This window comes from Mesobacillus sp. (assembly GCF_047739415.1).
In the GTDB taxonomy this organism is placed as follows: domain Bacteria; phylum Bacillota; class Bacilli; order Bacillales; family Cytobacillaceae; genus Mesobacillus.
Map to the genome: position 1 here is coordinate 1 of NZ_JBIQOE010000008.1, position 13374 is coordinate 13374.

Below are 13374 nucleotides of genomic sequence, written 5' to 3' on the forward strand. Positions count from 1 at the left end.
TTTTAATACACACTTGAGGAGAGAGGAAAATGAAGTATGTAGGTGGTTGGTTTATCATTACATTTTCTTATTTCATAACCTTATATCTTTCTGCAGTAACAGGTTTTTTAATATTTCCCGAAACAGAATATTTAGGGAATAACAGGCATCGATTTAACGAGGAGAATAGACTTTATGTAAAGTATTTTGTCTCTGTAATGTTGATTGTGGTACCTTACGTGATTGCGGGAATATATGTAAGGATTAGTCATTCATCGACAAAAGAAGGATTATGGATCAGTCTAGTTCCTGTGATATGTGAGAGGGTAATCATATTTCTTTTGGGTTTACTGTTTGTACCAAGGTTCTTATCAGGATGGGATATTACTTCAGTAGTTCCTTTCATTCAATGGAAAACTAAAGCATTTTATTTTTCATATGTGTACATTTTGTCGGGTATTATTAGTGTTTTCATTACGATTGGTGTTGCTAAATTAAAATTATGGAAATAATTTTTAAGAATTAACCATGCCAACAGGATAATTATTTGGCATGGTTTTTTAGTTTTAAGTAAAGGTATTTACAAAGAGATTGTCCGAATGTTAAAATTCAACTAATCAGTTGAATAGTTTAATTTATGTTGTGAGGTGGTCTATATGGAGGCTCGGGAATTCAAAGATTTTATATATGGTGAGTTTGCTCGAATTGGAAAGGCAATCTCCAGTCCAAAGAGAATCGAACTTCTGGACCTGCTGACACAAGGTCCAAAAGCTGTAGAAGCTCTGGCGGCAGATACGAGCATGAGCATAGCGAATACCTCTAAGCATTTGCAAGCATTGCTTGAGTCTAAGCTCGTCACCTTTTCAAAAGACAAAAACTATGTGATCTACCGTTTGGCCAGTGAACAAGTGTTGATGCTTGTATTGGCGTTAAGAGGAACGGCTGAGGAGCGAATATCAGATGTGAAGATTGTAAGAGAAGGACACATTCTAAGAGAAAAATCACTAATTCCTATTTCGTTAGAAGAGTTAGGTGAAAAGTTGAATAAGGATGCTGTCACATTACTAGACGTAAGACCATTTGAAGAATATAAGCATGGCCATTTGCCACATGCCTTATCGATACCGATTTCGGAACTTGAAGCACACCTGGAATCATTGCCGAAAGATAAAGAAATTGTGGCATACTGCCGTGGTCCATATTGTGTTTATGCTACTGAAGCAGTTGAGCTGTTAAAATCCAGGGGGTTTCAAGCGACATTGCTTGATGCAGGAATAAATGAGTGGAAACAAATCCAACACTAGCTGAAACACATGATCCAGCTTAAAAAGTGTTGAAAAGTAATTTTTAGAAGCCTGAAGATTTTTTCAGGCTTTCTATTCGGAGGTGATTAGGATGCAACCTAAAATCGGGATCAAGGAAAACATCATTCAATTCGTCCTATTGGTCGTGACGAATCTGTTCGTAGGTTCAATGGTCGGGATTGAGCGTACCGTTCTTCCTTTACTTGGGGAAGAGCAGTTCGGACTGGCATCTGCAAGTGCTGCGTTATCATTCATTATCAGTTTTGGATTTTCTAAGGCAATTGTAAACTATTTCGCAGGACAAATTGCAGATCGGCTTGGACGTAAGCAAGTATTGTTGCTCGGCTGGTTTGTAGGTCTTTTCGTACCAATCCTTATTATATTTGCAAACGCATGGTGGGTCATCATTGTTGCGAATATCCTGCTGGGGATTAACCAGGGACTAGCATGGTCGATGACCGTGAATATGAAAATCGATATTTCTAAAGAGACCCAGCGCGGTACCGCAGTAGGTTTGAATGAGTTTGCCGGCTATTCAGGAGTAGCGATCATGGCGGCTGTTTCTGGATATATTGCATCATCTTATTCATTAAGGCCGGAGCCTTTTTACATTGGAATAGGGATTGTTGTGACCGGGATTATCCTATCGTTGATCGTCAAGGATACGGGAGAGCATTTGAAACTTCAGATTAATAATAGTGGAACCGTCAATTCAGGAATAACTCGGTCCGCAAAAGAAGTATTTGCTTTAACAACCTGGAAAAACAAGAATCTATCGACCATTAGTTTTGCAGGATTATCAACGAATCTTAAGGATGGGATGGCCTGGGGTCTTTTCCCGATCTACTTCGCGACTGCTGGATTATCCGTTGGCCAAATCGGTACCATTGTTGCGGTATATCCAGCTGCCTGGGGCATATTTCAATTGTTTACCGGTACATTAAGCGATAAGATTGGCAGAAAAGTTTTGATCACATATGGCATGTGGACACAAGCCGCTGCACTGTGGTTAATACTCGTTGCAAATCAATTTACACTATGGATTATAGGAGCTCTTTTATTGGGTCTCGGCACTGCCATGGTGTATCCAACTCTGCAAGCTGCGATCAGTGATGTTGCCGAGCCAGACTGGAGAGCTTCCTCAATGGGAGTATACCGTTTCTGGCGTGACAGCGGTTATGCATTCGGTGCATTAATGGCAGGAATCATAGCAGATATTCTAGGAGTCAATTGGGCCATCGGTTTAGTTGCATTTCTTCCATTTATAGCAGGAGTACTTTCAAAAGTGCGGTTGAAAGAAACGATGAAAAGTTAATTAGAGCGTGCATCACCTCATAGGGGTGGTGCACTTTTTTATTGAGACAATTAACAAGGAATTTCTACCAATATTGTAGAACTATTGTTATATAAAATCTTTGAGAAATTAGGTTAATAGTACACAGCAAATCTTTAAATAACAAATCTTATAAAGATCGTAGAGTGCTTATTTTTAGTTAGGAGATGAACAAAGAGTGAAGTGGAAATTAAGAATACCATTGATGCTTTTTATTTTCGGATTGGTTTCAGGTATTTATCAGTATTACCCTAATATAATGATTTCCCAAGAAAATTTCCTTATAAATAGTATCCAGTTCCTTGTTTCAATAGGAATTCCAATCTATATTCTTGAAAAAACACAAATAAATGAGAAGCAAGTAAACTTCTTGTTTGGCATTTTATTAATATTTTCAGGGGTTCTTATTGATTACTTAATGATTTAATTTGAAATGAAGCTGGAGGTAAGTAAATGCCACAAGAATTAATAAGGTTTATAGTAATCGGTGCCATCATTGGATATTTTATAGGAATGTTTTCAGAACAACCCGGTATAGGTGCTATATTAGGAGCAATACTGGCGGTACTAATAGCAATCTATAATAAAATTAATAATAAAAAGAATTAAACCTTTATTGGTCGATCAATGAGGTTCATACATTCAACAGCCAAAGCATTGTTGTTGGAAAGGGACCTTCTATTTGTTTTGGTGGTGGACATCTCCATTTACTATTACAATTGTTAAAAATTCACCGATTGAAAAACTTTGGGATCCCCCATACCTACACGACACAAGCCTTTCAATTGTTGAACTTAACGAAGATGAATATAAGATTGTTTTGGAAGGAGATACATCCCACAGGTTTCCTATTACAGTGGAAAAATAAAATTCATTTTTTTCAGCTGCCATTAAGGTGGCTTTTTACATCTTTTAACTAAAAGAGTTGACTGATTAAATCAATAGAGAGAAACCAAAGAAATAAAAATTGAGGAGAAGTTTTATGTTAAATCGAGTCATTAAGCAATTTGGATTGCAGGTAGAATCAATAAACGAGGTAGAAGATTCACATAGTTCTACCGTCTATAAATGTACTTTGACGAAAGGTCAAAATGTTTTTTTGAAAATTCCTTATACAACATTAAAGTTTCAGCGTGAGTTGGAAGCCTATGAAATATTAAAAGATAGGGTTTCCATTCCTGAAATGTTGGATTATTGGTCTGGTGATGATGAATGTCCGGGCGCTTTTTTATTATCTGAATTAAAAGGAAAACCGTTAACCCTTGAGGCTTCGCCCACAGTAGCTTTTCAGGTTGGAGTTCTTCAAGCCCAGATGCATACAATTGGGCCGCCTGTTGTTCGAAATTTAACTGGCATAAAAAATGAATTTGCGAACTGGTCTGATTTTGTTGAGCAGCAATTTTATAGTTTTGCTGAGGACGTAAAGAATGTTTTGGATCCACAATTATATACTCAAGCGATTGAAAAATACGAGCAAATGAAGCACAAGCTGCCATCTCCAGACGGCCCAAGTTTTGTACATATGGATTTTCGCCCTGGCAATATAATCGTTGATGGTGATCAAGTTTCAGGAATGATTGATTTTGAGAGTGTACGCTTTGGTTCGACAGAAATTGATTTTACCAAACTGTACCGTGATTTTTTATCTTTCGATACTACCCTCTATAAAGCCTTTCGTGAGGGCTATAACAGTATCAGACCATTGATTGATTTAGAAATTGTCCTGCCTTTTTATCAGTTTACAGATGCTTTCAATAGTATTGGGTGGTGTAAACGTCGAGGAATTGAGAAAAATGCTTTATTTCTGGAAGAAAATTTAGCAAGATTAAAAAGTTTTTTACTGTAAAGTCGGGGACATACTTACAAGGCTTGGTATTGAAGAAGATATATCGCCTTTCAATATTTTATGTCTGCCAGGAAGGATTCTATCCTTTCTGGTTTTTCCATTGATATCTTACAAAGTGATTAGTATTGACTGTACATCTTTTAACATTATGTATAATGCAAACAGTAAAAGGAAATTGTAAAATAAACATAAGTTTCTAATTATTCAGAAAATACACAGAGGAGGGTTAGTTGTACATAGGATATTAACTCTCAGGAAAATTGTCGTTTCATCACGAATTATGTAAGCGTTTACAAATAACGACAAATATTCATTTTTATATAAGAGGAGGATCTGAAAATGTCGGACACTGTAAAAATTGGACTCATCCAGGCTTCCAATGATGTGGATGGAAATGAACCGGTGGAGGTTCATAAGCAAAAGGCGATCGAAAAGCATCTTAGGCTGGTCAGGGAAGCGAAGGATAAAGGTGCACAAATCATCTGTCTTCAGGAGATCTTCTATGGGCCATATTTCTGCTCCGAACAGAATTCAAAGTGGTATGACGCCGCTGAAGAGATTCCGAATGGCCCGACGACAAAGCTGTTCCAGGAGCTGGCTAAGGAGCTGGGCGTTGTCATTGTCCTGCCTATTTACGAGAGAGAAGGAATCGCCACCTACTATAATACTGCGGCGGTAATCGATGCGGATGGTTCGTATCTCGGAAAATACAGGAAGCAGCATATCCCGCATGTAGGGGTTGGCGACCAGGGCTGCGGTTTCTGGGAGAAATACTATTTCAAACCTGGAAATCTAGGCTATCCGGTTTTCGACACGGCGTTCGCAAAGGTTGGGGTCTATATTTGCTACGACCGACATTTTCCTGAGGGTGCTAGATTACTAGGGCTGAAGGGCGCTGAAGTCGTCCTGAATCCTTCTGCCACTGTTGCAGGTCTATCTGAATACCTATGGAAGCTGGAGCAGCCAGCACATGCGGTTGCGAATGGCTATTATGTTGGCGCGATCAACCGTGTAGGCTTTGAAGACCCTTGGAACATGGGCGAGTTTTACGGACAGTCTTACCTTGTCGACCCGAGGGGCAATTTTGTCGCGATGGGAAGCCGGGACAAGGATGAAGTCATCATTGGAGAAATGAATAAGAAATTGATCAGGGAAGTCCGTGATACATGGCAGTTCTACCGTGACCGCCGTCCGGAAACGTATGAGGAGATGACGGCACTTTTACCATAAGATTCAAGACAACAGGAAGGGCTTTACATTGGCAGGAGGTAAAGCCCTCTTTCTGTACGAATTTCTAAAAAGGGAGGTTGTTTGAGTGAGCAAAGGAAATGTCTCGAAAATTTCTTATGAAGATTTGCAGGTTAATTTTCAGGAAGTGCATCCTGGCCTGACGAATCAGGAAGCTATAGAGGAATCTAATCGCTGCTTGTATTGCTATGACGCTCCGTGCATCCAGGCCTGTCCGACGGGGATTGATATCCCGACTTTTATCAAAAAGATTGCTTCTGGTAATCTGAAGGGCTCGGCGAAAACGATCATGACAGCGAACCCGATTGGAGCCAGCTGTGCCCGTGTCTGTCCAACAGAGGAGCTATGTGAGGGGGCATGTGTGCTCAACCATTCGACAAAACCAATCATGATCGGAAATCTGCAGCGTTATGCGACGGACTGGGCGATCAGGAATGATCAGGTGCTATTCCAGGCTGGAGAGAAGAATGGAAAGAAGGTTGCGGTTGTCGGCGGCGGTCCTGCCGGGTTGTCGGCTGCAAGGGAGCTAGCTTTGCTTGGATATGATGTGACGATTTTTGAGGCGGAGGACAAAGCAGGAGGATTGAACACTTACGGGATTGTGTCTTTCAGACTTCCGCAGAACATTTCCTTCTGGGAAGTAAAGCAGGTTGAAAGCCTTGATGTCAAAATCCGTACGAATACAAGAGTCGGAGTCGATATTTCCGTCGAAGAAATCATGGACCAGCATGACATCGTCATTTTAGCTGTCGGAATGTCAAAAGTGCCGGAGCTCGGGATAGATGGTGAAGACCTGGATGGAGTGTATGATGCGATTGAGTTCGTCAAGGCCACAAAAACGAAACCAATCGACAGTCAATTTTTAGGAAAAAAAGCTGTTGTAATTGGAGCCGGGAATACAGCGATCGATGGTGCGACTTGTTCGGTCCGTCTTGGTTCGGAAAACGTGAAAATCCTTTACCGCCGTACTGTAGAAGAAATGACGGCTTACGATTTTGAATATGAATTCGCCAAGCAGGATGGCGTGGAATTCCGCTGGCTTACTGCGCCGTTGAAAATCATTGGCGACGAAAATGGGAAGGTCAAGGCGATTGAGTGCGTGAAGATGGTACTAGGTGAAGCAGGTCAAGATGGCCGCCGGCGTCCGGTTCCCCTCGAAGGATCGGAGTTCATATTAGAAGTGGATGCGGTCATCAAGGCGATTGGCCAATCAAGATATGTCGGCCTGCTCGAACAATTTGGATTGGAGCATAGCGGCGGTGTCGTCAAGATTAATCCGGAAACGTATCAAACCTCGAATCAAAAAGTGTTCGCCTGTGGGGATGTCATTTTTGGGAAAGGTCAGGGTGAAGCAATGGTCGTTTCAGCAGCCCAGCAGGGAAAGGACACGGCTTACGCGATTCACCAGCTGGTGTCGAGTACAGTCCCGGAAACAGCCTAACAAACAAAGGGAGGTAAGTGTATGGCAGATTTACGTATTAATTTGGCGGGAATCCAGTCGCCGAATCCGTTTTGGTTAGCTTCTGCTCCTCCAACCAATTCGGGCTACCAGGTTCAGCGTGCCTTTGAAGCAGGGTGGGGCGGCGCTGTCTGGAAGACGCTGGGAGACCCAATCCTGAACGTTTCTTCCCGCTTTGCGGCGGTCAGCTTCAACGGCCAGAGAGTGGCGGGTTTTAACAATATTGAATTGATCACCGACCGTCCACTTGAGGTGAATTTAAAAGAAATTTATGAAACGAAGAAGAAGTTTCCGAACCATGCGATCATCGCGTCTTTGATGGTCGAGCCTAAGCAGGAAAAATGGCATGAGATTGTGAAGCGGGTGGAGGATGTAGGTGTCGATGGGCTCGAACTGAACTTTGGCTGTCCGCACGGAATGGCGGAGCGGGGCATGGGTGCAGCATCCGGCCAGGTGCCTGAGCTAGTCCAGAAGCAGACTTACTGGGTGAAGGAAGTAGCCAAGACTCCGGTTATCGTTAAGCTGACACCGAATATCACGGATATCACGGTGACGGCTGAGGCAGCGGTCGAAGGCGGAGCCGACGCAATCAGCATGATCAACACGATCAACAGTCTGGCCGCGGTCGATATCCATACATGGGATACCGTTCCGCATGTTGGTGGTAAAGGAGCGCACGGCGGTTATTGCGGTCCAGCTGTAAAGCCAATCGCCCTTCATATGGTAGGGGATTGTGCTCGAAATCCACGGATCAATGTCCCTATTTCCGGAATCGGCGGGATTTCCAACTGGGAGAATGCGGTTGAGTTTATGCTTATGGGTGCTACAGGAGTCCAGGTTTGTACCGCAGCGATGCACCATGGCTTCCGGATTGTGGAAGATATGATTGAAGGGTTAAATAATTATCTTGATGAAAAGGGAATTGCCTCGGTATCTGAGCTTGTCGGCAAATCTGTCCAGAAATACTCTGACTGGGGTGACCTTGACCTGAACTACAAGGTCGTTGCGCGAATCAATAATGAGACGTGCATTAACTGCAATAAGTGCCACATTGCCTGTGAGGATACCTCGCATCAGTGCATTGATATGCTCAAGGACGACAATGGAAACAGCTACCTGAAGGTGCGCGAAGAGGATTGTGTCGGCTGTAACCTCTGTTCGATCGTCTGCCCGGTTGATGGAGCGATCGATATGGTCGAGCTGAAGAGTGAGCTGCCGCCAATGACCTGGAATGAACGCCAGGCAGCACTTGGTGTGCTGGCTTGCGGAGTGGATCCGGTTACTAAGTGATTAAGTGCCCAAAGAGTGCAGGTCGGCGAAAGGGAACGAAACCATGAATTGCGTCCCCAAAGAGTGCTCGTGAGCCGGCTGAAAGGAACTGACCCATGGTTTGCTTGCCCGAATAGTACAGGTGTGCAAGCAAAAGGGATCAAAATCGGGATCCAGATGCCCAAAAAGGAACTCAAAAAACCAGTAATGAACATAACTGAGCTTCTAATACTCACTACCTTTCTTTTGAGGAGGAAATTTGATGAAAAAAGTAATAAAGAGTGGAACCATCGTGACCGCAACGGATACATTCCATGCGGATGTGTTGATTGAAAAAGGTGTGATCAGCATGATTGCTGACAATATTGATGTCCAGGGAGCGGAGGTCGTTGATGCGGCTGGCTGCTATCTATTCCCGGGCGGTGTTGACCCGCATACTCATTTTGAGATGCCTTTTGGAGGTACGGTTACGAAGGATGATTTTGAAACAGGATCGATTGCTGCTGCCTTTGGCGGCACGACAACTGTCATTGATTTTTGCTTGACTGAAAAAGGGGTTCCTTTGCAAAATGCCATCAATACCTGGCACGCCAAGTCGAAGGAGAAGTCGGTCATTGATTATGGCTTCCACTTGATGATTGGTGAAATCAATGATGAGGTCCTTAACCAGCTTCCTGCTGTCATTGATGAGGAGGGCATCACATCATTCAAGGTTTTCATGGCTTATAAGAATGTTCTGCAGGCCGATGATGAAACGCTGTTTAAGACATTGCTGGCTGCGAAAGAGCTGGGTGCCCTTGTCATGGTCCATGCCGAGAATGGCGATGTCATTGAGTATTTGACAAAGCAGGCACTGGCCCAGGGCAATACTGATCCGATTTACCATGCCCTGACGAGGCCGGCTGAGGTCGAGGGAGAAGCGACTGAACGGGCTGCGACTTTCACTGGACTCGCGAACTCCCAGCTTTATGTCGTTCACGTATCCTGCGCGGATGCAGCCAGGAAAATTGCAGAAGCGAGGAATAAGGGAATTAATGTGTGGGGTGAAACGTGCCCGCAGTATTTGGTGCTTGATCAGTCTTATCTGGAAAAGCCGAACTTTGAAGGCGCAAAGTATGTTTGGTCACCGCCATTACGAGAAAAGTGGAATCAGGAGGTGCTTTGGAACGCATTAAAGACTGGGCAGCTTCAAACTGTAGGTTCAGACCAATGCTCGTTCGATTTCAAAGGTCAAAAGGAGCTGGGCCGTGGTGACTTCTCCAAGATCCCAAATGGCGGGCCGATCGTTGAAGACCGGGTATCGATTCTTTTCTCTGAGGGGGTGCTGAAGGGAAGGATTTCTCTCAACCAATTTGTTGATGTGACATCTACAAGGGCGGCAAAGCTGTTCGGCCTGTATCCAAAGAAAGGAACGATTTCTGTTGGAGCGGATGCTGACATCGTGGTATTTGATCCAACTGTGGAGAGGACAATTTCGGCTGAGACCCACCATATGGCGGTTGATTATAGTGCGTTTGAAGGAATGAAGGTGACTGGGGAGCCTGTATCGGTGCTATCTAGGGGAGAATTTGTCATACGGGATAAAACCTTCGTTGGAAAACCAGGGGCAGGCCAGTACCTGAAGCGCGCTAAATATGGCGAAACCAAAGCGAATCTAACGAAGGAATCTCTCACTCTATAACTCGCAAGGCACCCTGCAATATATTTTTTAGATTTCGAGGCAGCCATCCAGTTCAACTAACCGCAGCGAGAGGGGGATTCTCTTGCTGCTGGTTATTCCGTTATTAATCGTCTTACAAGTCATTTTTAAAGGAGGTGTACGTGAAGATATAATCATGAGTTGGTTGATATCTCTTTGACTTTGTAATTCAGAAAATTAAGTAAACTTTATGTGGGGGTGTCTGAATGAGCAAAAAAGGAAGTTACTTAAAGTCGCCCGACTTGTTGCCCATCTCCCATGGCGACAGGAAAATTAGTGCATTTGGTTTTGCAGTTATCTGGGTTGGCATGGCTGTTGTTTTGGCTGCGTTTGCGATTGGCGGCTCAGGGATCCAAAGCTTGCCTCTAGGCTGGGTAATCGTGGCAACGCTTATTGGTTCAGTGGCAATTGGTATTTTCATGACAATCATCGGTGATATCGGTGTTGAACATGGACTCTCGTTTCCTGTTTATATGCGGGCGCCATTTGGGACGTTCGGTACTCATATACCATCACTGGTACGCGGAATTACCGCTTCCTGCTGGTTTGGCATCAACACCTATTTCGGAGCGACAGCAATTAATGGAATCTTGAATTTATTGTATGGCTTTGATAACTGGTTCATCTGTTTCGTCTTGTTCGCAACGGTCCAGCTGGTGAATACTGCACTCGGCATCAAGGCGGTTGAGCGTTTCGCCGACCTGGCAGCGCCAATCATCATCATTATCTCGTCCTGGATGTACGTTTCATTATCAGATAAAGCACTGGCTGAAGGAAGAGATATTTGGGTGTGGGTGGAAAGTCCGGTGACAGGAGGGGCAGCGTTCACAGCCTTCATGGTTGTAGTCATGGCCAATATGGGATTCTGGGCAACACTTGCTGCAGATATGCCATCCTTATCGAGATTTTTCAAAGCGCCAAAAAATGAACGAAACTGGCTAAAGCGTAATAAAGCTCAGATTGCCGGAAGTATCATCGCCATGCCGCTTGTAAATACATTCATGGTCATCATCGGTGCCGTTTCGTATGTGGCCGTCCTGAATTATGATCCTGTTGTCGGTCTCCAGCAGGCGGCAAGCGGTTTTATTTTAGGCGTTCTATTGCTGATGATTGTGCTGGCTCAATGGTCAACCAATACTTCCGCCAATGTCATTCCTGCCGCAACGATTTTCTCCAATGTCGGCGGTCCCAAGATTCCATTCTGGGTGGGCGTAATCATGGCCGGTGTTGTTGGGATCATAGTCCAGCCATGGAGTCTTTTTGGCATTATCATCCCTGCCTTGCTTGTCATCGGCGGAATCTTGTCGGCAATCGTTGGGATCTTGTTCACGGACTATTATATACTCCGCAAAAGGCGTGTAAATGTCCAGGACCTGTATGAGGAGCACGGACAATTCAGATACATGAATGGCTTCAACATGGCCGGATTGATTGCCTGGGTTGTCGGCGGGGCTGCTGCTTATCTGATGCCATCCTACTCGTTCCTTGTTGGCTTTGCCGTTGGCGGAATTGCCTACTACGTGCTGGCCAAATACTGGTGGTTTGAGAAATACAAGCAGGCTGAAATCGAGGATCCAAGTGATGAAAAATACCTCGGAATAACAGTGGGCCGCGATTGGACCATCGACGAAGGTGTTGAATCCGTCGTAGTTCCAGAAGCCACGAATCCTATAAACACATAATCGGAAGGAGCGTGCAATCTTTGTCAGAGTACCAGGATTTTTTACAGGAGAGAGACCGGCTTGATTTTATGGTCCAACAGGGGTACAGAATCAAAAATGTAACCGAGAATTTGAGCGGGGCTTTTGTAGAGTTTGAAAATGGCGAGGGCGAGAATGAAACGCTGCAGATCCTTACTCCGGATGCGCGAAAGTATTTTTCAGTCCTATTATTGAAGCAGCAAAAGGCAGGGGCCTAAAATGGAATGGAGGGTTGAGCAATGGAATATATGTTAAAATGCCGGGACAATGTTTTTCCTTGTGAAGTGACAATCGATGACGACAATGGCCGGTATATGATCAAGAAAGCAGATTCAAGCGGCGAGGTGTTCAACTCTTCGGCCGAGCTGGTTCATTGGATTTTGGACAATTGGGAGATTGATGATTTTTACTATCAAGTGCAGTTTGAACAAATGCTGCGTGAGATTCAGGAAGGACATATTGTATAATTTATGTATGTTTGAGGACTTTTGTATAAGAGTCCTCTTTTTCATTCGTTTTTTATCGATAAGACACTTCCAGAAGCTTCTTTTTGAAAAAATGGAACAATAAAATTAACGCGAGTGCTGCCAGCGGATATACGGGAATGGAATAGTAAAACTTCCAGCCAGTATAAATCAACGCATTATTTTTAACACTAAGCCACTCGTAAAAGAGAGCAAACCCTGTCCATGCGAGAATGTACCAAACGGTCTTCCGCCCATACAGTTCGAATTTATCATATATATACAAGAAGAATAAAGACGCACAGGGATACATGAAAAAATGAAATAAAGCCCCTGAAAGCTCATACGTTGGGTTATCTCCAAAATAATAAAGTTTAAAAGGAGTCGCAATAAAAAAATAGTCGATGGTGGAAACCAAGAATATGTTATACATCCAAATTAAAATGACAATGATTGGCGAGAAGTATTTTCGAATCGGCAAGTACAAAAAAAATGCCGTAAACGAAGAAATGATAAAGAACCATTCATTCCAGTCAAAAGTTACATTCATTTGTATTCGCCACCCCGAAATAATAAAATGCGGAATATTTTCATAAAACCGATTAGCAATAGCAACCCTGCAAACCAGATGGCTGGTGACCACCAGAACTGCCAATTCTTATGAACTAAAACACCTAAAAAGTGATTTAGCCATTCTATACTTGTTAAAAGAACGACAAATCCCAACATTAACAACAATTTTCTAACCAAATTATTCGCTTTTAAATAATAATCTAAAAATAACACCATGAGTAAAGGGTAGAGAGTGATTCTGCTGATGAAATGCGAAAACTCAAAAGACAGTTTTTCAGGAATATAGAGATTTTTAAAATTCATATAGAACAAGGCAGAGAAGTTTTGGGCCACATAAGATGCAAAAAACCAATATGCCAGGATTTCAAGAATGTGCAGCTCCTTTTTTTTCCTCATAAAAAAAATAATAGCAATTCCGTTCATCAATAAATAAAGGAATAAAACCATTTCATAATCTCCTCTGTTGCTGGGCTTTATGATTGCCGGTATTTTAGTATTCT

The 13374-nt window shown here is 43.1% G+C and carries 15 protein-coding genes; 13 read left to right on the forward strand and 2 right to left on the reverse strand.

Annotation, left to right across the window (positions count from 1 at the left end; translation table 11 throughout):
* Positions 1-29: 29 nt before the first annotated feature.
* The 13 genes from ACH0QE_RS00430 (at position 30) to ACH0QE_RS00490 (ending at position 12304) form a co-directional block, all read left to right on the forward strand.
* Positions 30-491, forward strand: a complete 462-nt coding sequence (locus tag ACH0QE_RS00430) for a hypothetical protein (RefSeq protein WP_415798783.1) — start codon at positions 30-32, stop codon at positions 489-491.
* A 144-nt stretch (positions 492-635) separates the two neighbouring features.
* On the forward strand, positions 636-1283 hold the full coding sequence (locus ACH0QE_RS00435; protein WP_415798784.1) for an ArsR/SmtB family transcription factor: 648 nt from the start codon (positions 636-638) through the stop codon (positions 1281-1283).
* Positions 1284-1374: 91 nt separating this feature from the next.
* Positions 1375-2598: an MFS transporter gene (locus ACH0QE_RS00440; RefSeq protein ID WP_415798785.1), complete on the forward strand. Its 1224-nt coding sequence runs from the start codon at positions 1375-1377 to the stop codon at positions 2596-2598.
* A 196-nt stretch (positions 2599-2794) separates the two neighbouring features.
* Complete coding sequence (locus tag ACH0QE_RS00445) at positions 2795-3043, forward strand: hypothetical protein (protein ID WP_415798786.1); 249 nt, start codon at positions 2795-2797, stop codon at positions 3041-3043.
* 26 nt (positions 3044-3069) lie between these two features.
* On the forward strand, positions 3070-3225 hold the full coding sequence (locus ACH0QE_RS00450) for a hypothetical protein (RefSeq protein ID WP_415798787.1): 156 nt from the start codon (positions 3070-3072) through the stop codon (positions 3223-3225).
* 373 nt (positions 3226-3598) lie between these two features.
* Complete coding sequence (locus ACH0QE_RS00455; protein ID WP_415798788.1) at positions 3599-4462, forward strand: phosphotransferase enzyme family protein; 864 nt, start codon at positions 3599-3601, stop codon at positions 4460-4462.
* Positions 4463-4801: 339 nt separating this feature from the next.
* Entirely contained in the window at positions 4802-5692 is an 891-nt protein-coding gene (locus ACH0QE_RS00460) for a nitrilase-related carbon-nitrogen hydrolase (RefSeq protein ID WP_415798789.1), read from the forward strand.
* 85 nt (positions 5693-5777) lie between these two features.
* Positions 5778-7151, forward strand: coding sequence for an NAD(P)-dependent oxidoreductase (locus ACH0QE_RS00465; RefSeq protein ID WP_415798790.1), 1374 nt, complete (start codon positions 5778-5780; stop codon positions 7149-7151).
* Positions 7152-7172: 21 nt separating this feature from the next.
* Positions 7173-8459 (forward strand): NAD-dependent dihydropyrimidine dehydrogenase subunit PreA, encoded by a 1287-nt coding sequence (gene preA / locus ACH0QE_RS00470; protein WP_415798791.1) that lies wholly within the window; start codon positions 7173-7175, stop codon positions 8457-8459.
* A 241-nt stretch (positions 8460-8700) separates the two neighbouring features.
* Positions 8701-10119 (forward strand): dihydropyrimidinase, encoded by a 1419-nt coding sequence (hydA, locus tag ACH0QE_RS00475; protein WP_415798792.1) that lies wholly within the window; start codon positions 8701-8703, stop codon positions 10117-10119.
* 224 nt (positions 10120-10343) lie between these two features.
* Positions 10344-11819: an NCS1 family transporter gene (locus ACH0QE_RS00480; RefSeq protein WP_415798793.1), complete on the forward strand. Its 1476-nt coding sequence runs from the start codon at positions 10344-10346 to the stop codon at positions 11817-11819.
* A 20-nt stretch (positions 11820-11839) separates the two neighbouring features.
* Entirely contained in the window at positions 11840-12055 is a 216-nt protein-coding gene (locus ACH0QE_RS00485) for a hypothetical protein (protein WP_415798794.1), read from the forward strand.
* A gap of 21 nt (positions 12056-12076) precedes the next feature.
* Complete coding sequence (locus tag ACH0QE_RS00490; RefSeq protein ID WP_415798795.1) at positions 12077-12304, forward strand: hypothetical protein; 228 nt, start codon at positions 12077-12079, stop codon at positions 12302-12304.
* Between the two features lie 52 nt (positions 12305-12356).
* Here ACH0QE_RS00490 and ACH0QE_RS00495 read toward each other — a convergent pair whose 3' ends face one another.
* A complete protein-coding gene (locus ACH0QE_RS00495) occupies positions 12357-12851 on the reverse strand; it encodes a hypothetical protein (RefSeq protein WP_415798796.1) in 495 nt (164 codons plus the stop codon).
* Positions 12848-13321 carry a CBO0543 family protein gene (locus ACH0QE_RS00500; RefSeq protein WP_415798797.1) on the reverse strand — a complete coding sequence of 158 codons (474 nt, stop codon included), beginning with the start codon at positions 13319-13321 and terminating at the stop codon, positions 12848-12850. Before ACH0QE_RS00500 ends, ACH0QE_RS00495 begins: the two co-directional genes overlap by 4 nt.
* Positions 13322-13374: the final 53 nt, after the last annotated feature.